The organism is Pseudomonas sp. S3_G06, assembly GCF_054667565.1.
Genome location: NZ_CP162738.1, coordinates 4048228 through 4069352 on the forward strand (window position 1 = coordinate 4048228; position 21125 = coordinate 4069352).

Genomic DNA, 21125 nt, shown 5'->3' on the forward strand with positions numbered 1-21125 from the left:
GTCACGTTCGCCTGTCACCCGGATCGCATGCAAAAACGCCCCGGTCTGGCGACCGAGGCGTTTTCAGGGTTCAAGCGCTCAATGAAAGCTTGTTCATCAGCCCGCGCGTCTGAGCAGCCAGACACCCGCCAGCGCACACACGCCGGCCGGCACCAGCACCGCAAACAGCGGCGAGAATCCGAACACCAGACTCGATGGCCCCAGCAGATCCTGGACGATGCGGAAGGTGAAGCCCACCAGCACGCCGGTGAACACACGCTGGCCAAGAGTCACCGAACGCAGTGGACCGAAGATGAACGAGATCGCCATCAGCACCAGCGCGGCGGTCACCAGCGGCTGCAACACCTTGACCCAAAATGCCAGCCAGTAGCGGCCATTGCTCAGGCCCTGCTCAGCCAGATAGTGGATGTAGCCCCACAGACCGCTGATCGACAGCGATTCCGGCGCCATGACTACGGTGCTGAGCAGTTGCGGGCTCAACGCCACGTCCCACTCCTCGCTCGGGGCATTGACGACCTCGGTGCTGCGCTCGTGGAACAGCGTGGTGGCAACGTCGGTGAGCTGCCACTTGGTGCCGTCGAACTCAGCCTTTTTGGCGAAGCTGGAGCTGAGCAGATGGCGCTCCTTGTCGAAGTGATAGCGCGTCACGCCGTACAACAGACCGTTCGGCTGAACCGCGTTGATGTGGATGAATTCTTCACCCTGACGGTGCCACATACCGTGCTTGGCGCTTTGCGCATCGCCGCTGCCCTGGGCCAGCGAGCGATTGGCCTGGGCCATGCTTTCGGTGGCCGGGGCGACGTATTCGCCGATCAGCACGCCGGCGAGCATCAGCACGAGCATCGGCTTCATGACCGCCCAGACAATGCGGCCGATCGACACGCCAGCAGCGCGCATGACCGTCAGCTCACTGCTGCTGGCCAGACTGCCGAGACCGATCAGGCAGCCGATCAATGCCGCCATCGGCAGCATTTCATAGAGCCGGCGCGGTGCGGTCAGCAGTACGAAACTGAGGACATCGACCAGTGTATAGGTGTCGCTGACGTCGCCCATTTCATCGATGAAGGCAAACAGCGTCGCCAGGCCGAGGATGATCGCCAGCACGGCGATGATCGCCATGAATACGCTGCTGCCAATGTAGCGGTCGAGTTTAACCACGGGCCACCTCCAGCGCGGCGCTGCGACGACTGGCCAGCTTCAGGCGCAGCGGCTCCCAATAAAGCAGGCCGAGGCCGATCACCAGGAAGATCGCGTGCACCCACCACAGGCCAAGGGCCGGCGGGATCTTGCCTTTTTCAAGGGCGCCGCGAGCGGCAATCAGGATGGTCAGGTAAGCCATATAAAGAAGAATCGCCGGCAGCAGCTTGAGGAAACGCCCTTGACGCGGATTCACCCGCGACAGCGGCACCGCCATCAGGGTCACGATGAACACCAGCAGTGGCAGGGACATGCGCCATTGCAGTTCGGTTTTCGAACGGATGTCATCACTGCCCCACAGGGACGAGGTCGGCATTGCGTCACGATCGGTGACTTCTTCGCTGACATCCGGCTTGGGCAGCAGCACACCGTAGGTTTCGTAATGAATGGCGCGGTAATCGGCCTGCCCGGGGCTGCCGTCATAGCGGTAGCCGTTGTCGAGAATCAGGTAACGATTGCCGTCGGGGCGGATTTCCTGACGGCCCGACTCGGCCACCAGCACGGAAATCCCGCGGTCCTTTTTATCGGCGCCGAGGTTCTTCTGCGAGATGAACACGCTACCGAGATTGACACGGTCGTCGCTCAGGGTTTCGGTGTAAGTCACTCGGGTGCCGTCGCGCAAGGCCTGGAAGCGTCCCGGTTCGAGGGTATCGAACTCGGTCAGCGCGTCCTGCTTGTTCAGCAGCAGCTGAAACTGGTTGGCGCCCTGCGGAGCCAGGCCGAGGCTCAGCCACGCCACCACCAGTGCCACCAGCGTTGCCGGAAACAGGGTCATGCGAAACAGCTTTTGCTGGCTCATGCCGGTGGCCGAGAGCACGGTCATTTCGCTTTCGAGGTACAGGCGACCGTAGGCCAGCAGGATCCCGAGGAACAGGCCCAGCGGCAGAATCAGTTGCAGGAAACCCGGCAGACGAAAGCCCATGATCAGGAACAGCGAGCCCGGATCGAGCTGACCGGCCGCAGCCTGCGCCAGGTATTTGATGAAGCGACCGCTCATGATGATGACCAGCAGCACGGCACTTACGGCGCTGAGGGTCAACAGGACTTCGCGGGACAGATAACGGAAGACGATCAAACCAGACACTCCAGGGTTGTCAGGCTAAGGCGGCCAAACAAGCAAACACATCGACCGGCCCGCCATGCAGAGCGGTCGAAAAAAGATGCGGCATTATCCTGTGATTGGGTGCGCCTGTCACTGCGCACACTCATCCATCGCTGTAATCCTTTGCTGAGGGTTGTCAGGCGCGGGGAGCGAGGTTCAAACTGCGGCCCTTGTCGCAGGCTTTGGCCTGCGCCTCTTCTATCTATAAGCAGGCGACTGCGGACAACGTCGAACGCCTGCGTGTTGACCATTCATTCAGGGATCCGGACATGGAACTGGTTGTAAAAAGCGTTAGCCCAGAAACGTTGAAAACCGCCACCCTGGTGGTTGCCGTCGGCGAAGGCCGCAAACTCGGTGTCGCCGCCAGACTGGTTGACGAGTCGAGCGGTGGCGCGATCAGCGCCGTGCTCAAGCGTGGCGACCTGGCTGGCAAGGTCGGTCAGAGCCTGCTGCTGCACAGCCTGCCGAACCTGAAAGCCGAGCGCGTGTTGCTGGTCGGCGTGGGCAAGGACGAAGAACTGGGCGACCGTCCGTTCCGCAAAATCGTTGCCAGCATCCTCAACACCCTCAAAGGCCTGGGCGGCGGTGATGCCGTGCTGGCGCTGGATGAAGTCATCGTCAAAGGTCGCGACAGCTACGGCAAGACTCGCCTGCTGGCAGAAACCCTGGTCGACGGCGGCTACACCTTCGACCAGTTCAAGAGCCAGAAAGCCGAACCGCGCGCCCTGAAGAAAATCACTCTGCTGACCATCAAGGCTGCGCAGGCCGAAGTGCAGCGCGCCGTGAATCACGCCACCGCGATTGCCAATGGCATGGCCTTCACCCGCGATCTGGGCAACCTGCCACCGAACATCTGCCACCCGACCTTCATGGGCGAACAGGCCAAGAACCTGGGCAAAGAGTTCAAGGATCTGAAAGTCGAAGTACTCGACGAGAAGAAGATCAAATCCCTCGGCATGGGCTCGTTCTACGCCGTGGGCCAGGGCAGCGCCCAGCCGCCGCGCCTGATCGTCATGCAATACAACGGCGGCAAGAAATCCGAGAAGCCATACGCGCTGGTCGGCAAGGGCATCACCTTCGACACCGGCGGCATCAGCCTGAAGCCGGGCGCCGGCATGGACGAGATGAAGTACGACATGGGCGGCGCTGCCTCGGTGTTCGGCACGTTGCGCGCCGTGCTTGAGCTGAAACTGCCGATCAATCTGGTGTGCATCCTCGCCTGCGCCGAAAACATGCCGAGCGGCAATGCTTCGCGGCCGGGCGATATCGTCACCACCATGAGCGGCCAGACCGTGGAAATCCTCAACACCGACGCCGAAGGCCGTCTGGTGCTGTGCGATGCGCTGACCTACGCCGAGCGCTTCAAGCCACAAGCGGTGATCGACATCGCCACCCTGACCGGTGCTTGCGTAGTGGCCCTGGGCGCACACACGTCTGGCCTGCTGGGCAACAACGACGAACTGATCGACCAACTGCTCAGCGCCGGCAAGGCTGCCGACGACCGCGCTTGGCAACTGCCGCTGTTCGACGAGTATCAAGAGCAACTGGACAGCCCGTTCGCCGACATCGCCAACATTGGCGGGCCGAAGGCCGGCACCATCACTGCCGCCTGCTTCCTGTCGCGCTTCACCAAGAACCTCAACTGGGCGCACCTGGACATCGCCGGCACGGCATGGACCAGCGGCGGCAAGGACAAGGGCGCCACTGGCCGTCCGGTTCCGCTGCTGACCCAGTACCTGCTCGATCGCGCCAAAGCCTGACACCGCTGATGGGCGGCGGCGTCACTTTCGGGTGACGCCGCTTGCCGCTCTGGAACCGCAATGACCAAAGTCGACTTCTATATCCTGCCCAGCGCCGATCCTTCAGCGCGCCTGGATTTCGCCTGCAAGCTCACCGAGAAAGCCTGGCGCATGGGCCATCGCATCTACCTGCATTGCAGCGATGCGGCCCAACGTGACGATCTCGATGCGCGGCTGTGGGCATTCAAGGGCGAAAGTTTCGTGCCTCACGGCCCTGCCGACAGTGAGCCCGACGGTTTGATCGTGCTGGGACACGGGGCAGACTGCGGTGAGCACCAGGATCTGCTGGTCAATCTCGATCTGAAAGTCCCGGCCTTCGCCAGCAAATTCGCCCGCGTGGCGGAAGTGGTGGTGGAAGATCCAACCATCCGCGCAGCGGCGCGGGAGAGTTTCCGTTTCTACCGCGAACAGGGCTATTCTCTGCAAGACCACCGTTTACAGCGACTCTGAGCACTCCAATGGACACTCCGAAACCGCAACAGAAGTCCGCACACCTGCTGGACGATCTCGAATCGATCCGCCAGTTGCTCGGCGATGACAACCTGCAACCGCCGCTGTTGACCGATACGGTCGATGACAGCGAACAGGAACAGATTCCAATGCTGTTCGACTCCGTCGGCAACCAGCCGGCGGCCGTCGAGCCGCCACCAGCGCCGCCGGCTGCCCCGGCTGCCGCACCGGTCGATAAAGGCCCGGACGCCTTGCTGCACCTGGACAGCGAACTGCGCGCCGCCGCGCAATTGATCATGCAAGACGTGATCGACGACTTCGCCCCGCACATCGAAACCGAAATCAAACGCCGCCTCGATGCGCGGATGGAGCGGCTGCTCGCTGCAGCTGCAAGCGGCAAGCTTTAAGCTGCAAGCCAAAGCCAAAGCCAAACCCACCGCTATCCTCTTGCAGCTTGTGGCTTGTGGCTTGTAGCTGCCCCCCCAGCTATACTTGCCGGCTTTTCCTGAATAAATGCCAATAGGGTCCCGCCGCGCATGGATAAGACCTACCAGCCGCACGCCATTGAAACTTCCTGGTACAAGACTTGGGAGTCCGAGAACTACTTCGCCCCGCAAGGCGCGGGCGAGTCCTACACCATCATGATCCCGCCGCCGAACGTCACTGGCAGCCTGCACATGGGTCACGGCTTCAACAACGCGATCATGGACGCGTTGATCCGTTTCCGCCGCATGCAGGGTCGCGACACCCTGTGGCAGCCGGGCACCGACCACGCCGGTATCGCCACGCAAATGCTGGTGGAGCGTCAGCTCGAAGCCCAGGGCCAGAATCGTCACGATCTGGGCCGGGAAAAATTTCTCGAGAAAGTCTGGGAGTGGAAAGATCAGTCCGGCGGCAACATCAGCCGGCAGATCCGCCGCCTCGGCTCGTCCGTCGACTGGAGCCGCGAGCGCTTCACCATGGACGACGGCCTCTCGGAAGCGGTCAAGGAAGCCTTCGTGCGCCTGCATGAAGACGGCCTGATCTATCGCGGCAAGCGTCTGGTCAACTGGGACACCAAACTGCACACGGCGATTTCCGACCTCGAAGTGGAAAACCACGAAGAGAAAGGCTTTCTGTGGAACCTGAAATACCCATTGGCCGATGGCGTTAAAACCGCCGAGGGCAATGACTTCCTGATCGTCGCCACCACCCGTCCGGAAACCATGCTCGGCGACTCCGCCGTCGCGGTTAACCCGAACGACGAGCGCTACAAAGCGCTGATCGGCAAATTCGTCGAGCTGCCACTGGTTGGCCGGCGCATCCCGATCATCGCCGACGATTATTGCGACCCTGAATTCGGCACCGGCTGCGTGAAAATCACCCCGGCCCACGATTTCAACGACTACGAAGTCGGCAAGCGCCACAACCTGCCGCTGCTGAACATTTTCGACAAGAACGCCAACGTGCTGCCTGCCGCGCAGGTGTTCAACCTCGACGGCACGCTGAACGAGAGCATCGACGGCAAGATTCCGGCGGAGTTCGCCGGTCTGGAACGTTTCGAAGCGCGCAAGCAGATCGTTGCCGCGTTCGACGCTGCCGGCCTGCTGGTGAGTGTCAACGATCACAACCTGAAAACGCCGAAAGGCGATCGCTCCGGCACGGTCATCGAGCCGTGGCTGACCGATCAGTGGTACGTATCGACCAAGCCTCTGGCCGAGCCGGCGATTGCTGCCGTTGAAGACGGTCGCATCCAGTTCGTGCCCAAGCAGTACGAAAACATGTACTTCTCGTGGATGCGCGACATCCAGGACTGGTGCATCAGCCGTCAGCTGTGGTGGGGCCACCGGATTCCGGCCTGGTACGACGAGTCAGGCAAGGTCTACGTCGGTCGCGACGAAGCCGAAGTGCGTGCCAAGCACAACCTCGGCCCGGACGTTGCGCTGCAACAGGACAACGACGTACTCGACACCTGGTTCAGCTCCGGCCTGTGGACCTTCTCGACCCTGGGCTGGCCTGAGCAGACCGAGTTCCTGAAGAAATTCCACTCCACCGACGTGCTGGTCACCGGTTTCGACATCATTTTCTTCTGGGTTGCCCGGATGATCATGATGACCATGCACCTGATGAAGAACGAAGACGGCACGCCGCAGGTTCCGTTCAAGACTGTGTACGTACACGGTCTGGTGCGCGACGGCCAGGGCCAGAAGATGTCCAAGTCCAAGGGCAACGTCCTTGACCCGCTGGACATCATCGACGGCATCGACCTGGAAACCCTGGTGCAGAAGCGCACTTCGGGCCTGATGCAACCGAAACTGGCGAAGAAGATCGAGAAAGCCACCCGCGAAGAATTCGCCAATGGCATCGAAAGCTACGGCACCGACGCCCTGCGCTTTACCTTCTGCTCGCTGGCCTCGACCGGTCGCGACATCAAGTTCGACATGGGTCGCGTCGAAGGCTATCGCAACTTCTGCAACAAGATCTGGAACGCCGCGCGTTACGTTCTGGACAAAGGCGAAGACTGCGGCCAGAACGGCGAAGCCTACGAGCTGTCGTTGGCTGATCGCTGGATCATCTCGCAGCTGCAACGCACCGAAGCCGAAGTGACCCGCCAACTGGATCAGTTCCGTTTCGACCTCGCCGCACAAGCGCTGTACGAGTTCATCTGGAACCAGTACTGCGACTGGTATCTGGAACTGTCCAAGCCTGTGCTGTGGGACGAGAACGCGCCGGTCGAACGTCAGCGCGGTACTCGCCGGACGCTGGTGCGCGTGCTGGAAGTGGCGCTGCGTCTGGCGCATCCGTTCATGCCGTTCATCACTGAAGAAATCTGGCAGCGCATCGCGCCGCTGGCCGGTATTCAGGGCAAAACGATCATGCTGCAGCCTTGGCCGGTGGCCAACGAAGAGCGCATCGATCCGGCGGCGGAAAACGACATCGAATGGCTCAAGGAACTGATGCTCGGCACGCGCAACATTCGTGGCGAGATGAACATCGGCCCGGGCAAGCCACTGCCGATCTTCCTGAAGAATGTCAGCGCTGACGACCAGCGCCGCCTGAGCGAGAACGAAGCGCTGCTGAAGAAGCTAGCGCGTCTGGAATCGATCACCGTACTCGCCGCTGGCGAAGAAGCACCGCTGTCCGCCACCGCACTGGTCGGCGAGATGGAAGTGCTGGTGCCGATGGCTGGCCTGATCGACAAAGGCGCGGAACTGGCACGTCTGGACAAGGAAATCCTGCGCTTGCAGGGCGAAGTCCAGCGCGTTGGCGGCAAACTGTCCAACGCAGGTTTCGTCGACAAGGCCCCGGCCGAAGTCATCGAGAAGGAACGCGCCAAACTGGCCGAGGCCGAACAGGCCCTGGGCAAACTGGCCGAGCAGCATGCGCGGATTGCCAGCCTGTAACGGCAAATCGCAGTGAAAAAGGGAGGCCCAGGTGGCCTCCCTTTTTCATGCCCACCACTCTCCCCTGTAGGAGCTGCCGAAGGCTGCGATCTTTTGATCTTGCTTCTAAAAATCAACATCAAAAGATCGCAGCCTTCGGCAGCTCCTACATGGGTTCGGCGCATGGCCCATCAATGTGGGACAATACCCGCCACTTTCAGCCATACCCGAATCGACCACGCCCATGACCGCCCCCCGCACACCCAAACCTGCGCGCAAGAAGCCTGACGCCGCGTCCCCGAGCAAAGCCGTCGAGCCGCGCGAGAAGGCCAGCCTGCATCCGCGCAATCGCCATCAGGGTCGTTACGACTTTCCGGCACTGATCAAGACCACGCCGGAACTGGCCAAGTACGTGATCACCAACCCGTACGGCAAGGAAAGCATCGATTTCGCCAGCCCCGACGCGGTGCGTGTGTTCAACCGGGCGCTGCTCAAGGCGTTCTACGGCATTCAACATTGGGACATCCCGGCGGACTACCTCTGCCCTCCGGTTCCAGGGCGTGCCGACTATGTGCACTTTCTCGCCGACCTGCTGGCGAGCATGAACGACGGTAAGGTGCCGCGCGGCGCGATCGTCAATGTGCTGGACATCGGCATGGGCGCCAACTGCGTGTATCCGCTGATTGGCAACAGCGAATACCGCTGGCACTTCCTCGGCTCGGAGATCGACCCTACAGCCGTGGCGGCGGCGCGAGCGATCGTGCAGTCCAATGATCTGAGCAAGGTGATCCAGCTGCGCCAGCAGGAAAACCGCAAGCACATCCTCATTGGCTTGCTGGAGCCGGGCGAGCGTTTCGACCTGACCATGTGCAACCCGCCATTCCACGCCTCCATGGAAGAGGCGACCAAGGGCAGCGAGCGCAAATGGCGCGCCTTGGGCAAGGCCGACCCGAAACGCAAACTGCCGGTGCTGAACTTCGGCGGGCAGTCGGCGGAGCTGTGGTGTGAAGGCGGCGAAGCGCGCTTCGTGACGCAACTGATTGCCGAGAGCGCGAACTTCCAGCACAAGGTGTTGTGGTTCAGCACGCTGGTGTCGAAGGCCTCGAACCTGCCGGCCATTGAAACCGCGCTGAAGAAGGCCGGGGTGCTGGAGAGCCAGGTCGTGGAGATGTCGCAGGGGCAGAAGCAGAGCCGCTTTGTCGCCTGGACCTTCCAGACCAAGTCCGAGCAGCAGATCTGGCGGCGCGAGCGCTGGGTGCGCTAAGACACAGCAGATCCCCTGTGGGAGCGAGCCTGCTCGCGAAGGCAGCGTGTCAGTCAGCTTCAATATCGACTGACCCACCGCTTTCGCGAGCAGGCTCGCTCCCACATTTGCCCGCGACTTGACCGTCAAATCACAGACACAAAAAAACCGTGCCCCGGATCACTCCGAAGCACGGTTTTTTTATCGCTGCGTCTTACTTGTTCACAGCGTCGGTCAGGCCTTTGGCCACAACCAGCTTGATCACTTTCTTTGCAGGGATTTCGATGGCAGCGCCAGTCGAAGGGTTACGGCCGGTGCGGGCAGGACGCTCGGTCACTTTCAGCTTGCCGATACCTGGCAAGGTGATTTCGCCGCCGTTTTCCAGCTGATCGGCAACGATTTGGCCCAGTTGGTCCAGAGCGTTACGCGCGGTGGTTTTCGGCGCGTCGATAGCTTCAGCGATGTCGGCGATCAGTTGGTCTTTAGTAAGAGCCATGTAGTGTTCCTTCCCTATCAAATTCATATGGATTGCAGAGTGCAGTGTCAGCCATCGAGCCCGATCTTCTGGATCTGGCACCCTCGGCGATAACCACGACGAGTCGGGTTATAGATGCCGAAATCAGGGTTTGGTTCGACCTGACAAATGCTGAATGCACGCTTAACGCAGTGACTTCGCGTAAGACCGGGCAAAACTAGCACAGCGACAAGGAAATATCCGCCTCTAGCTACCCATTTGGTCAGCTTTATTGCGCTAAATCGGTAAAAAACCGCTTAAGGCCGGGCGCGCGCCCCGGTTTTGCCCTGCAACCCGCGCCAAAACCAGTGGTTGCGGTACACTGAGCGCTTTTTCGGGGGAGCCTGCCCTCCTCCCTTCCAACAGCCGAGAAGCCCATGCCGATCCGTCATTGCATCGTCCACCTGATCGACAAAAAACCCGACGGCACGCCCGCAGTTCTGCACGCCCGTGACTCTGAACTGGCCGAGTCCTCAGCCATCGAAAACATGCTCGCCGACCTCAATGAAAGCTACAACGCCAAACAGGGCAAAGCCTGGGGGTTGTTCCATCCGGAATCCGGCGCATTCCCGTTCAGCGGCTGGCTGAAGGAGTACATGGACGGCGGCCGTGACTTCACCGCGTTCAGTAAAGTGGCGGTCGAGCATCTGCAGAAGCTGATGGAAGAATCCAACCTGTCGGTGGGTGGCCACGTGCTGTTCGCCCACTATCAGCAAGGCATGACTGACTACCTGGCGATCGCCCTGCTGCACCACAGCGAAGGCGTGGCGGTGACCGACGAGCTCGACGTGACGCCTTCGCGCCATCTCGACCTTGGCCAGTTGCATCTGGCAGCGCGGATCAACGTTTCCGAGTGGCAGAACAACAAGCAGTCCAAACAGTACATTTCGTTCATCAAGGGCAAGAATGGCAAGAAGGTCTCGGAGTATTTCCGCGACTTCATCGGTTGCCAGGAAGGCGTCGACGGCCCCGGCGAGACGCGCACACTGCTCAAGGCCTTCAGCGACTTTGTCGAGAGCGAAGACCTGCCGGAAGACTCGGCCCGCGAGAAAACCAAGACTCTGGTCGACTATGCCAGCAGCCAGGCCAAGCTCGGCGAACCGATGGGCCTTGAGGAGCTGTCGGAGCTGATCGACGAAGAACGTCCGAAGGCCTTCTACGACCACATCCGAAACAAGGACTACGGCCTCTCGCCAGAGATCCCGGCAGACAAGCGCACCCTCAATCAATTCCGTCGTTTCACCGGCCGCGCCGAGGGCCTGTCGATCAGCTTCGAAGCGCACCTGCTGGGTTCGAAGATCGAGTACGACGAAGAGAACGGCACCCTGATCATCAAAGGCCTGCCGACTTCGCTGACCGACCAGCTGAAGCGGCGTAACTGATGCTCGGCAATGTGCTGAAAAAAGTCGCCTTGGTGCTGCTGGTGGTCGTGGTCTATCAGAACTGGGGCAAGATCGAGCGATTATTCAATCCCGCGCAGATGGTCTCGCAGCAGACCCGGGCGCAGGCCAATGTCGTGCTCTATGCCACCGACTGGTGCGGCTACTGCAAACAGACCAAACGCTTTCTCGACAGCAAGGGTATACCGTTCAAGGAGTTCGATATCGAGAAAGATGCTGATGCGCGCAAGGCGTATGAGGCATTGGGTGGACGCGGGATTCCGCTGATCGATGTAAACGGTACGTTGATTCGCGGATTTGATCCAGACGAAATCCTCGCTGCCCTGAAATAATCCACTGTGGGAGCGAGCCTGCTCGCGAAAGCGCTGCATCAGCCAACAACCATGTTGAATGATCCATCGTCTTCGCGAGCAGGCTCGCTCCCACAGGTTTTGCAGCTGACTGGATAAATCAGCGCGCTTCGATACGGAAACCAAAACGCGGGAAGTGTACGTGCACCACGCCGCCACGTTCGTCTTCACGGCGAATGATCAACTCCTCGCTGCCGGCAAACAACAACTCGCCCACCACCGGATCAACGCCGTAATCGATAGCGGCGATTGCCACTTGCTGGCCCGCCTTGAAGCCGTTCGGATCGACGAACCGCTCATCCGGCAATGCCGCTGGCGTAGCCTCACGCGCGACCTCCAGTGCCTCGGCAGAGGACATCTCGCTCGCCGCGCCATGGCCGAACCCCAGCACCCGACCCAGCCACGCCGCCACCGCCGGATATTCATCCACCAGCGGCGCCGTGACGTAGGTCGCCTTGAGGAACCACAGCGGATGCGCCAGGGCGAAGTCGGCAATCGATGGCTCGCCGAAGAGGAAGTCGCCCTGCTCGCGCTGCAACTGCTGCTCCAGACGCGCCATGATCGTCGGCCACTGATGTTTGGCCTGCTCGGCGGACAGACGCGTGGCGCTGCCACCGCTGAACAAACCGGCGCGGTCGGCCAGGAATGCCTTGATCGCTTCCGGAGGCAATTTGCCGAAACGCACCGCCACCGATTCCGGCTGGAACACCAGGCTCACCGCGTGCTGAAAAACCACCGAATCGGCCCACGCCGCAAAACTGGCGCTGGTCATTTCCTGGCCCTCGGGGAAGAACGCCGGCAGGGCTTTTTCCTGTTCCAGGCGTCGAGCGATCAGTGCGGTGTCGCAATAGATGTCAGCACCGATCTGCAACACTGGAGTCTTGCGGTAGCCACCGGTCAACGCCGTCAGATCCGGCTTTGGCATCACCGGGGAAATATGCACCGAACGCCAGGACAGGCCTTTGAAACCCAGCAGCAGGCGGGCCTTCTCGGCGAATGGAGAGGTCGGGTAATGGTGCAGAATCAACTCGGACATGCTCGGCTCCGCCGCTGGAAAAGTGAATCCGCAGCTTAGCGTGCATTACCTGACAGGCCTACAGATCTGCCTGATGGGAACCAATCAGTCAGATTGATATGACGCCACCAGGCATTCCTTGGCGCTTTTGCGCAGCTTTTTGATCAGCCGTTCCTGGCGCAAAGCATCGCTTTTGTCGCGGCACAGTTCGGTGTAGACCAGCGCCATCGCCGGGCTGGAGAGAAAGAACCGCGCGCCCTTGCCGCTCTGGTGCTTGGCAAAACGCCGCACCGGGTCGTCGCTGATTCCGCAGTACAACGAGCCATTGGCGGCACGCACGAGGTAGACGAACCAGGATTTGCTCACTGGCTCGGCAGCATCGACGGATTGTTCGCTAAGACTGGTCACTTGGGTGATCTGAACGTGTAGGAAAACAGGCGGCGATCTTATCAGCGCCCGGCCTGAAATGCCTTCAGTCCCTTGCGCGCCTGGGCGCGGACGGCGTTGCGCACCAGCGGCGTCCAGCCCAGCAGCAGGCCTTTGAAACCGAGCGCCTGGCGCGACCAGCGCCACAGATCGAAGTGGTCGTGGTGCTCACAGATCTTGCCGTCACGGAACACGAAACGCGCCTGGATATCGTTGATGACGATGTTGCCGGTCTGGCTGAACAGGTAGGTCGCGACCCAGTGTGCGCCGCCGCTGCGTTCGTCGGCGCGGACGTTGTCGAAGGTCAGGGAGAAATCCTTGGCGCGGGTAGTCAGCATGCGCCACATGTCGCCGGCATCGCGCCCGCGCAACTCACCGAACGCCGGATCGCTGAAGACCACGTCATCGGTGTAGCAGGCGGCCATGGCTTCGGCGTCGAGGCGCTGAAAAGCTTGGTAGAAGCGGGTGATCAGGGCGCTGTGGGCTTCGCTCAAGGCAGTCTCCAAAAAATAGGTACAGATTGCCAGCACCATAATCTGCCGCGCGCAGAAACACTATCGGCAATACGCAAAACCCTTGTGGGAGCGAGCCTGCTCGCGAAGGCAATTCAACATTCAACATCCATGTTGACTGAAACACCGCTTTCGCGAGCAGGCTCGCTCCCACATTTGCACCCAGTGCATTCAGATCTTTTCGCTTTGCACCTGCACATACAGCGCCCGGCCGGCACCCAGCCCGGCGAGGATTGCACCGGCGCCGATAATGCCGAAAATCCAGCCCAGCGCATTCCAGCCGCCGGTCCAGTCATGCACCACACCCACGGCGAAAGGCCCCATGGACGCCAGGGTGTAGCCAAAACCCTGCGACATGCTCGACAGGTTCGCCGCGACATGGGAATCGCGCGAGCGCAGGACGATCAGGGTCAGGGCCAGACTGAACGTACCGCCCTGCCCGAGGCCGAGCAGAATCGCCCAGCCCCACAGACCTTCGATCGGTGCGTACAGGCAGCCGAACAGGCCGGCCAGGGTCAGCGCCATGACCACGACGATCGCCAGACGCTGATCCTTGCCACGGGTCGCCAGCCACGGCGCGGCCAGCGAACTGGCCAGCTGAATGATCACCGAACCGGACAGCACCAATCCGGCCTGAGTCGGTGTCAGCCCGCGACCGATGAGGATCGACGGCAACCAGCCAAACACGATGTAGGCCAGCGACGATTGCAGGCCCATGTACAAGGTCACCTGCCAGGCCAGCGGATCACGCAGCAACCCGCGCACGCGGTAGGCGACGTTGTGTGCGCCATGTTTGGAGCCGACTTGTGGCAGCCAGAAAACCGCCGCCACCAATGCCGGAATCACCCAGAAGCCCAGGCCCATCGCCCAGCTGTTGCCGAAGTGTTCACTCAGCGGCACGGTCGAACCCGCCGCCATCGCCGCGCCCAGGCACAGCGCCATGGTGTAGACGCCGGTCATGGTCCCGGCGTGTTTGGCGAAGTCGCGCTTGACGATGCCCGGCAGCAGCACGCCGACGATGCCGATGCTGGCGCCGCCAAGGACGCTGCCGGCGAACAGCCCGATCTCGCCGAAATTGCTGCGCAGGACGATGCCGCCGGCCAGTGTCAGCAGAATCCCCAACACCACCCGCTCAGCACCGAAACGCCGCGCCAGAATCGGCGCCAGCGGTGCGAACAAGCCCAGGCACAGCACTGGCAACGTGGTCAGCAATCCCGCCTGCGCCGCAGACAGCCCGAGGCTTCTGGAGACCTCGCTGAGCAATGGCGCCATGCTCGACAACGCCGGGCGCAGGTTCAGCGCCACCAGAATCAACCCGAGCAGCAGCAACCATGGACGTTTCACCAACGGATGGCTTTGCTGCACCTGCTCGTCATCAGCCTCGGCATCGATCAGCAGCTCTTCAAGTTCGGGGGTGCGTTTCGACGCTGTGGATAACTCACTGCGGGACATGGTTTTCTCGGTTTCAAGGTTCATTGATCAACTGCCTCGACAAGGCTTTGGCCCGTTCCGGGTCGCGTTGCTCGACCGCATCGAGCAACTCGATGTGCAGATCGAACACTTCCTGACGGCGCGGGGAGATATTCAGGGTCTGGCGCAATTGCGCGCCGACGATGCTGGAGAAGTAGCGATACAACTCGCTGAGGGTCGGGTTGTGCGCGGCGTCGACCAGTCGGCGATGGAACACCAGATCGCAGGCGATATAGGTGTCGAGATCGCCGTGGTAATGGCTGCCGCTGGTGCCGAGCGCTTCACGCAGCGCCGCCAGATCCTCATCGGTACGACGCAACGCCGCCAGGCCGATGGCCTCGACTTCAAGGATGTGCCGGGTCTCCCTGGCCTGCTCCAGCGAACAACGCGATAGCGCTTTAAGTGTGTCGAGCGGGTCGACCAGCGCACGAAGATAACTGCCGTCGCCCTGGCGAATTTCGATCAATCCCGAGAACGCCAGAACACGCATTGCCTCACGCACCGTGTTGCGGCTGATGCCCAGCTCGGCGCACAGCTCAGGCTCGGTCGGCAGACGCTCGCCGACCTGCCACGCACCGCTGTTGATGCGCTGACGCAGTTGATCCAAAGCCTGATCGACCAGGGATCGCTTGATCAAAGGGGAAATTTCGGACATGAGCTTCGCCTTTTCATCCAATCATAGGATGAATTTTCCGACATGTTAGTCAGACCCATGTAGGACGGCAACCACCTAGGGTCAATCGGAGACACATGGAGCGGCATTTTCGATTGGTCAAAATTACCCTTTAAGGGTAATTTCAGGGACAGGGTTTTGGCTTCTTATGGAAAAGAACACACCCCATTACGACTTGGCGGTGATCAAGTCTGAAGTGAGGCGACTGGGTCAAAATGCTTTCACCAAAACTTCAGTAAGGTCAGCTGAGAAGCTCGGCTTCAATGTCAGCGAAATGCAGGAAATTGTTTTCGAGCTACAAACCAGGATGTTGTACAAATCGATGACTACTTATGAGGATCATCGAATCTGGCAAGACGTGTATCACATCAATTCACGAGATCAGGAGATTTACATCAAGGTGACATACCGCCCCGGCGGCAGCCCACCGGTGATCTCCTTCAAGGAGAAAAACCCATGAAAACCCAGCAATGTGTCAGCTGCGGTGCACGTGAGGGAATGAGGCATTTTCAGGGGCGTGGCGAAACCCTGAAAGTCAAAGGCATGGAGCGGCGTGTGGATGATCTTTCTGGCTGGGAGTGCCAGAACTGCGGTGAGGTCGAATGGGACGCCGATACCGATAGCGCGGAACGTTATTGCGACGCAGGTGATGAGTTGGTCATCGCTGCCAGGAAAATGATTGGCGACGAGATGAAGCGGATTCGCCGCAAATTGCATCTGACGCAAAAAGAGACGGTGCAACTGCTATCTGGGGGTGGGCATAACGCATTCTCTCGCTACGAGCGCGGCGAAATCTTGCCGCCCAAGGCACTCATACTGCTGATGCGTTTATTGGATCGTTACCCATATTTGCTAACCGATGCAAAGACTCTCGGCGAAGGTGCAGATTTGAGAGGTTTCGAGCACATCGTCCACAAAGAACATGAATCCCTTTCGGTTTCCTGACCCCGAAAAAACAACCCGGCACATGGCCGGGTTGGTTTCACTCATCAACCATCAATGCAAAATCTGACTCAAGAACAACTTCGTCCGATCATTCTGCGGATTGTCGAAGAAATCGTTCGGCGCCGCCTGTTCAACGATTTCGCCCTTGTCCATGAAGATCACGCGGTTGGCCACGGTGCGGGCAAAGCCCATTTCGTGGGTCACGCAAAGCATGGTCATACCGTCTTCGGCCAGACCGATCATGGTGTCGAGAACCTCTTTCACCATTTCCGGATCGAGCGCTGAAGTCGGCTCGTCAAACAGCATGATTTTCGGCTTCATGCACAAGGCGCGGGCGATCGCCACACGCTGTTGCTGGCCGCCGGACAGTTGCCCCGGGTACTTGTGCGCCTGCTCCGGAATGCGTACGCGTTCCAAGTAATGCATGGCGATTTCTTCGGCCTTGCGCTTGGGCATCTTGCGCACCCACATCGGCGCCAGGGTGCAGTTCTGCAGAATGGTCAGATGCGGGAACAGGTTGAAGTGCTGGAACACCATGCCGACTTCGCGGCGGATCGCTTCGATTTGCTTGAGGTCGTTGGTCAGTTCCACGCCATCGACGACGATGCGCCCCTGCTGGTGTTCTTCCAGACGATTGAGGCAACGGATCGTGGTCGATTTACCGGAACCCGACGGGCCGCACAGAACGATGCGCTCGCCCTGTTTGACGTTGAGGTTGATGTCTTTGAGTACGTGAAACTGGCCGTACCACTTGTTCACGCCCTGCATCTGGATAATGCCTTCCGGACCCACAGGCTTTTTGATTGCTTCGCTCATTTACAGAGAACTCCTAACGCTTGTGGCCAGTGTCGAGCTTGCGTTCCAGATGCATGGAATAGCGCGACATACCAAAACAGAAAATCCAGAACACGAGGGCGGCGAACACGTAGCCTTCGGTGGCCATGCCCAGCCATTTCGGGTCGGCGGCGGCTTGCTTGACGCTGTTGAGCAGGTCGAACAGACCGATGATGATCACCAGGCTGGTGTCCTTGAACAGCGCAATGAACGTGTTGACGATGCCCGGGATCACCAGCTTCAGCGCTTGCGGCAGAATCACCAGGCCCATCGAACGCCAGTAACCGAGGCCCATCGCTGCAGCCGCTTCGTACTGCCCTTTGGGAATCGCCTGCAGACCACCGCGCACCACTTCGGCAACGTAGGCCGACTGGAACAGGATCACGCCGATCAGCGCCCGCAGCAGCTTGTCGAAGTTCATGCCTTCGGGCAGGAACAGCGGCAGCATTACCGAGGACATGAACAGCACCGTGATCAACGGCACGCCGCGCCAGAACTCGATGAAAGTCACGCAGACCACACGAATCGCCGGCATGTTCGAACGCCGTCCCAGCGCCAGCACGATGCCCAGCGGCAATGCTCCGGCGATGCCGACGGTGGCGATCACCAGAGTCAGCATCAGGCCGCCCCACTGGCTGGTCGGCACGGTGGTCATTCCGAAACCGCCATGCAACAAGATGAAGGCGATGATCGGGTACAGCACCAGGAAGCTCAGGCCGTACACCGCTTTACGCGGCACGCGCGAGATGAACAGCGGTGCTGCGCCAATGACCGCCAGCCACACGGTCAGGTCGACGCGCCAGCGCAGCTCGGTCGGGTAGTAGCCGTACATGAACTGGCCGAAACGCTGCTGAATGAACACCCAGCAGGCGCCTTCCTTGGTGCAGTCGGCGCGCGTGGTGCCGACCCAGTTGGCATCGACGATCGCCCAGCTGAGGATCGGTGGCACGACCAGGTAGATCAGGTAGAACGCAAACAGCGTCAGCAGGGTGTTGAGCCAGCTGGAGAACATGTTTGCGCGCATCCACGCCACCACGCCGATGCTGCTGTTCGGTGGAGGCATGTCGGGTTTGAAAGTATGAGTACTCATGCGCTTTTCCTTACCGCTCGATCAGCGCAATGCGCTTGTTGTACCAGTTCATCAGCAGGGAAATGCTGATACTGATCGCCAGGTACACGCTCATGGTGATGGCAATCACTTCGATGGCCTGCCCGGTCTGGTTGAGCACGGTGCCAGCGAACAGCGAAACCATTTCCGGGTAACCGATACCGGCGGCCAGCGAGGAGTTCTTCGCCAGGTTCAGGTATTGGCTGGTCAGCGGCGGAATGATCACGCGCAGGGCTTGCGGGATGATCACCTTGCGCAGGGTCGGGCCGTTGCGCAGGCCGAGGGATCGCGCTGCTTCGGTCTGGCCGTGGCTGACCGACTTGATCCCGGAACGCACGATCTCGGCGATGAACGCTGCGGTGTACACGGTGAGCGCCAGGGTCAATGCCAGCAGTTCCGGGATCAGCACCCAGCCACCGACAAAGTTGAAGCCCTTGAGCTCGGGCATTTCCCAGTGCAGCGGAGCGCCGAAGATCAGCGCGCACAGGGTCGGGATCACCAGCGCAATTGCCAGGCCGGTCCAGAACTTGTGGAACGGTACGCCGGTTTCTTCGAAGCGCTTGTTGGCCCAGCGGCACATCAGCACGATGCCGACAATGGCCAGGACGATGCTGATCATGAACGCCCAGAAACCGTCGGCAGCGAGTGCGGCCGGCATGTTCAGGCCACGGCTGCTGACGAAGAAGGTGTCGCCGAAGTTGTGGCTGTTGCGCGGCCCCGGCATGGTCAGGAACACCGCGAAGTACCAGAACAGGATCTGCAGCAGCGGCGGAATGTTGCGGAATACTTCCACATACACCGTCGCCAGTTTGGCGATGATCCAGTTCTGCGACAGCCGCGCCACGCCGACGATGAAACCGAGAATCGTCGCCAGGATCACGCCGATAAAGGTCACCAACAGGGTGTTGAGCAGGCCGATGACAAACACCCGCGCGTAACTGTCCGCTTCGGTGTAGTCGATCAGGGTTTGAGCGATGCCGAATCCGGCACTGCGCTCCAGAAAGCTGAAGCCGGAGGTGATGCCCCGGTGCTGAAGGTTGGTTTGCGTATTGTCGAACAGGTACCAGCCAAGCGAGACCACTGCCACAACGGTGATGATCTGGAATAGCCACGCACGCACTCGTGGATCGCTGAGGCTGAGCCTCTGCTTTGGTGCGCCGATTGAATTTTGCATGAAGTGCCCCGGAAGAAATGGAACAAGAACATCACCCGGCGGTTGGCCCGCCGGGCGATAGAACCATTAGCGCACTGGTGGTGCGTACTGAATGCCGCCGTTGTTCCACAGGGCGTTCAGGCCACGGTCGATTTCCAGCGGAGTGCTCTTGCCGAGGTTTTTCTCGAAGATTTCGCCGTAGTTGCCGACCTGCTTGACGATCTGCACAACCCAGTCTTTCGGCAGTTTCAGGTCTTTGCCGTACTCGCCGTCAGCGCCGAGCATACGGGCTACGTCCGGGTTCTTGGTGGACTTGGCTTCAGCTTCGACGTTCTTCGAAGTGATGCCGGCTTCTTCGGCATTGAGCAGCGCGTAGCCGACCCAACGCACGATGGCCAGCCACTCGTCGTCGCCGTTACGTACGACCGGGCCCAGTGGTTCTTTGGAAATGGTTTCCGGCAACACCACGTAGTCCTTCGGCGAGGCCAGCTTGCTGCGCTGGGCGAACAGCTGGGACTTGTCGGAGGTCAGCACGTCGCAACGACCGGATTCCAGCGACTTGGCGCTTTCATCGGAGGTGTCGAAGGTGATCGGGGTGTATTTCAGACCGTTGCCACGGAAGTAGTCGGAAACGTTCAGTTCGGTGGTGGTACCGGCCTGGATGCAAATGGTCGCGCCGTCGAGCTCTTTGGCACTTTTCACGCCCAGCTTGTTGTTCACCAGGAAGCCGATGCCGTCGTAGTAGGTGATGAAGCCCGGGAATTTCAGGCCCATGCCCGCGTCACGGGAACTGGTCATGGTGGTGTTGCGCGACAGGATGTCGATCTCGCCGGACTGCAGCGCGGTGAAGCGCTCCTTGGCGTTCAACTGGCTGAACTTGACCTTGTTGGCGTCGCCGAAAACGGCTGCCGCCACAGCGCGGCAGACGTCAGCATCGATGCCGAGAATCTTGCCGGTCGCATCCGGTACCGAGAAGCCCGGCAGACCGTCGCTCACGCCACACTGCACGAAACCTTTTTTCTGTACCGCATCCAGGGTTGCACCCGCCTGAGCGAACCCGCTGACGCCGAGTACTGCTGCAGCAGTCACGACCGCCAGAGTGGATTTCAACATCTTCATTCAAACCTCCAGTTTTGCTCTTGTTGTGTCGGAGCTTGAGTCCTGTCGCACCCTTTTGAGGCGTTGTTGACCCGTGTTGGCTTTTTTTGGGGTCAACCGACGTAAGACCTTCGCTATGAGTCTAGTAGGAGAAAATCCACATCATGGATCACTCACTTCTCACCAATCGGCCGAACGGGCTGTAGCCCTTTCACGTTCGCTAAGCCCGTTTCGGCCATTGGCGAACATCCATCACCGGATTCGTTGCTATCCCATCGCGCGACTGACACTGATAGTGTTACCGCCGCGCAACGGATGCTTCGTACGCAAAGCTCCATAGCAAACGCCGTACCACACCGCTTGCGAAAGTGATTGCGCGACACGTCAATAGCTAAACTTGTAACCTTGCGACATCTTGTTAACGGATCAGCCGGGCGCGCCCTTCAATCACGCACTCAATGAGAGCGCCCGCAC

Annotated in this window: 21 protein-coding genes; 9 read left to right on the forward strand and 12 right to left on the reverse strand. The window is 60.2% G+C overall.

Annotation, left to right across the window (positions count from 1 at the left end):
• Window positions 1-96 precede the first annotated feature (96 nt).
• Complete coding sequence (lptG, locus tag AB4N47_RS18190) at window positions 97-1158, reverse strand: LPS export ABC transporter permease LptG (RefSeq protein ID WP_341639149.1); 1062 nt, start codon at window positions 1156-1158, stop codon at window positions 97-99.
• Window positions 1151-2272, reverse strand: coding sequence for an LPS export ABC transporter permease LptF (gene lptF, locus AB4N47_RS18195; RefSeq protein WP_016771566.1), 1122 nt, complete (start codon window positions 2270-2272; stop codon window positions 1151-1153). The genes lptG and lptF overlap by 8 nt, the downstream gene beginning before the upstream one ends.
• Before the next feature lie 296 nt (window positions 2273-2568).
• Between lptF and AB4N47_RS18200 the strand changes: the two genes are divergently transcribed.
• The 5 genes from AB4N47_RS18200 to rlmF all read left to right on the forward strand — a co-directional run bounded on the left by AB4N47_RS18200 (window position 2569) and on the right by rlmF (window position 9174).
• Window positions 2569-4059: a leucyl aminopeptidase gene (locus tag AB4N47_RS18200; protein WP_341639148.1), complete on the forward strand. Its 1491-nt coding sequence runs from the start codon at window positions 2569-2571 to the stop codon at window positions 4057-4059.
• Window positions 4060-4119: 60 nt separating this feature from the next.
• The gene (locus AB4N47_RS18205) at window positions 4120-4548 is read left to right on the forward strand and encodes a DNA polymerase III subunit chi (protein ID WP_056783088.1); all 429 of its coding nucleotides are present in this window, start codon (window positions 4120-4122) and stop codon (window positions 4546-4548) included.
• Window positions 4549-4556: 8 nt separating this feature from the next.
• Window positions 4557-4955 carry a DNA polymerase III subunit chi gene (locus AB4N47_RS18210; RefSeq protein ID WP_110647046.1) on the forward strand — a complete coding sequence of 133 codons (399 nt, stop codon included), beginning with the start codon at window positions 4557-4559 and terminating at the stop codon, window positions 4953-4955.
• Window positions 4956-5084: 129 nt separating this feature from the next.
• On the forward strand, window positions 5085-7931 hold the full coding sequence (locus tag AB4N47_RS18215) for a valine--tRNA ligase (RefSeq protein ID WP_217864281.1): 2847 nt from the start codon (window positions 5085-5087) through the stop codon (window positions 7929-7931).
• Window positions 7932-8154: 223 nt separating this feature from the next.
• A complete protein-coding gene (rlmF, locus tag AB4N47_RS18220; RefSeq protein WP_016771571.1) occupies window positions 8155-9174 on the forward strand; it encodes a 23S rRNA (adenine(1618)-N(6))-methyltransferase RlmF in 1020 nt (339 codons plus the stop codon).
• A gap of 193 nt (window positions 9175-9367) precedes the next feature.
• Here rlmF and AB4N47_RS18225 read toward each other — a convergent pair whose 3' ends face one another.
• On the reverse strand, window positions 9368-9649 hold the full coding sequence (locus AB4N47_RS18225) for an HU family DNA-binding protein (RefSeq protein WP_003221909.1): 282 nt from the start codon (window positions 9647-9649) through the stop codon (window positions 9368-9370).
• Window positions 9650-10044: 395 nt separating this feature from the next.
• Here AB4N47_RS18225 and yejK point away from each other — a divergent pair, with 395 nt between their 5' ends.
• Entirely contained in the window at window positions 10045-11049 is a 1005-nt protein-coding gene (gene yejK / locus AB4N47_RS18230) for a nucleoid-associated protein YejK (RefSeq protein WP_341639147.1), read from the forward strand.
• On the forward strand, window positions 11049-11399 hold the full coding sequence (locus tag AB4N47_RS18235) for a glutaredoxin family protein (protein WP_341639146.1): 351 nt from the start codon (window positions 11049-11051) through the stop codon (window positions 11397-11399). The genes yejK and AB4N47_RS18235 overlap by 1 nt, the downstream gene beginning before the upstream one ends.
• 118 nt (window positions 11400-11517) lie before the next feature.
• Here AB4N47_RS18235 and AB4N47_RS18240 read toward each other — a convergent pair whose 3' ends face one another.
• From AB4N47_RS18240 to AB4N47_RS18260, 5 genes are all read right to left on the reverse strand, one after another.
• The gene (locus tag AB4N47_RS18240) at window positions 11518-12453 is read right to left on the reverse strand and encodes a glutathione S-transferase family protein (RefSeq protein ID WP_341639145.1); all 936 of its coding nucleotides are present in this window, start codon (window positions 12451-12453) and stop codon (window positions 11518-11520) included.
• An 84-nt stretch (window positions 12454-12537) separates the two neighbouring features.
• Window positions 12538-12840: a GIY-YIG nuclease family protein gene (locus AB4N47_RS18245; protein WP_073473642.1), complete on the reverse strand. Its 303-nt coding sequence runs from the start codon at window positions 12838-12840 to the stop codon at window positions 12538-12540.
• Between the two features lie 41 nt (window positions 12841-12881).
• Window positions 12882-13352: a nuclear transport factor 2 family protein gene (locus tag AB4N47_RS18250; RefSeq protein ID WP_071174467.1), complete on the reverse strand. Its 471-nt coding sequence runs from the start codon at window positions 13350-13352 to the stop codon at window positions 12882-12884.
• 189 nt (window positions 13353-13541) lie between these two features.
• A complete protein-coding gene (locus AB4N47_RS18255) occupies window positions 13542-14846 on the reverse strand; it encodes a CynX/NimT family MFS transporter (RefSeq protein ID WP_280074446.1) in 1305 nt (434 codons plus the stop codon).
• Complete coding sequence (locus AB4N47_RS18260; protein WP_122692897.1) at window positions 14836-15495, reverse strand: FCD domain-containing protein; 660 nt, start codon at window positions 15493-15495, stop codon at window positions 14836-14838. The genes AB4N47_RS18255 and AB4N47_RS18260 overlap by 11 nt, the downstream gene beginning before the upstream one ends.
• A 166-nt stretch (window positions 15496-15661) precedes the next feature.
• On the opposite strand from AB4N47_RS18260, the gene AB4N47_RS18265 reads away from it, so the two are divergent.
• Both AB4N47_RS18265 and AB4N47_RS18270 read left to right on the forward strand, forming a co-directional pair.
• Window positions 15662-15973, forward strand: a complete 312-nt coding sequence (locus tag AB4N47_RS18265) for a type II toxin-antitoxin system MqsR family toxin (protein WP_122610756.1) — start codon at window positions 15662-15664, stop codon at window positions 15971-15973.
• The gene (locus tag AB4N47_RS18270; RefSeq protein WP_122601891.1) at window positions 15970-16458 is read left to right on the forward strand and encodes a type II toxin-antitoxin system MqsA family antitoxin; all 489 of its coding nucleotides are present in this window, start codon (window positions 15970-15972) and stop codon (window positions 16456-16458) included. The genes AB4N47_RS18265 and AB4N47_RS18270 overlap by 4 nt, the downstream gene beginning before the upstream one ends.
• Window positions 16459-16509: 51 nt before the next feature.
• Here AB4N47_RS18270 and AB4N47_RS18275 read toward each other — a convergent pair whose 3' ends face one another.
• The 4 genes from AB4N47_RS18275 to AB4N47_RS18290 form a co-directional block, all read right to left on the reverse strand.
• Window positions 16510-17274, reverse strand: a complete 765-nt coding sequence (locus AB4N47_RS18275) for an amino acid ABC transporter ATP-binding protein (protein ID WP_016771581.1) — start codon at window positions 17272-17274, stop codon at window positions 16510-16512.
• A gap of 13 nt (window positions 17275-17287) precedes the next feature.
• A complete protein-coding gene (locus tag AB4N47_RS18280) occupies window positions 17288-18382 on the reverse strand; it encodes an amino acid ABC transporter permease (protein WP_110600243.1) in 1095 nt (364 codons plus the stop codon).
• Window positions 18383-18392: 10 nt separating this feature from the next.
• Window positions 18393-19574 carry an amino acid ABC transporter permease gene (locus AB4N47_RS18285; protein ID WP_341639144.1) on the reverse strand — a complete coding sequence of 394 codons (1182 nt, stop codon included), beginning with the start codon at window positions 19572-19574 and terminating at the stop codon, window positions 18393-18395.
• Window positions 19575-19640: 66 nt separating this feature from the next.
• A complete protein-coding gene (locus AB4N47_RS18290; RefSeq protein ID WP_016771583.1) occupies window positions 19641-20672 on the reverse strand; it encodes an amino acid ABC transporter substrate-binding protein in 1032 nt (343 codons plus the stop codon).
• Between the last annotated feature and the right edge of the window lie 453 nt (window positions 20673-21125).

Coding starts and splice junctions, on each gene's coding strand:
- AB4N47_RS18200 (WP_341639148.1), top strand. CDS start 2,569: ATGGAACTGGTTGTAAAAAGCGTTAGCCCAGAAACGTTGAAAACCGCC.
- AB4N47_RS18205 (WP_056783088.1), top strand. CDS start 4,120: ATGACCAAAGTCGACTTCTATATCCTGCCCAGCGCCGATCCTTCAGCG.
- AB4N47_RS18210 (WP_110647046.1), top strand. CDS start 4,557: ATGGACACTCCGAAACCGCAACAGAAGTCCGCACACCTGCTGGACGAT.
- AB4N47_RS18215 (WP_217864281.1), top strand. CDS start 5,085: ATGGATAAGACCTACCAGCCGCACGCCATTGAAACTTCCTGGTACAAG.
- rlmF (WP_016771571.1), top strand. CDS start 8,155: ATGACCGCCCCCCGCACACCCAAACCTGCGCGCAAGAAGCCTGACGCC.
- AB4N47_RS18225 (WP_003221909.1), bottom strand. CDS start 9,649: ATGGCTCTTACTAAAGACCAACTGATCGCCGACATCGCTGAAGCTATC.
- yejK (WP_341639147.1), top strand. CDS start 10,045: ATGCCGATCCGTCATTGCATCGTCCACCTGATCGACAAAAAACCCGAC.
- AB4N47_RS18235 (WP_341639146.1), top strand. CDS start 11,049: ATGCTCGGCAATGTGCTGAAAAAAGTCGCCTTGGTGCTGCTGGTGGTC.
- AB4N47_RS18240 (WP_341639145.1), bottom strand. CDS start 12,453: ATGTCCGAGTTGATTCTGCACCATTACCCGACCTCTCCATTCGCCGAG.
- AB4N47_RS18255 (WP_280074446.1), bottom strand. CDS start 14,846: ATGAACCTTGAAACCGAGAAAACCATGTCCCGCAGTGAGTTATCCACA.
- AB4N47_RS18260 (WP_122692897.1), bottom strand. CDS start 15,495: ATGTCCGAAATTTCCCCTTTGATCAAGCGATCCCTGGTCGATCAGGCT.
- AB4N47_RS18265 (WP_122610756.1), top strand. CDS start 15,662: ATGGAAAAGAACACACCCCATTACGACTTGGCGGTGATCAAGTCTGAA.
- AB4N47_RS18270 (WP_122601891.1), top strand. CDS start 15,970: ATGAAAACCCAGCAATGTGTCAGCTGCGGTGCACGTGAGGGAATGAGG.
- AB4N47_RS18275 (WP_016771581.1), bottom strand. CDS start 17,274: ATGAGCGAAGCAATCAAAAAGCCTGTGGGTCCGGAAGGCATTATCCAG.
- AB4N47_RS18280 (WP_110600243.1), bottom strand. CDS start 18,382: ATGAGTACTCATACTTTCAAACCCGACATGCCTCCACCGAACAGCAGC.
- AB4N47_RS18285 (WP_341639144.1), bottom strand. CDS start 19,574: ATGCAAAATTCAATCGGCGCACCAAAGCAGAGGCTCAGCCTCAGCGAT.
- AB4N47_RS18290 (WP_016771583.1), bottom strand. CDS start 20,672: ATGAAGATGTTGAAATCCACTCTGGCGGTCGTGACTGCTGCAGCAGTA.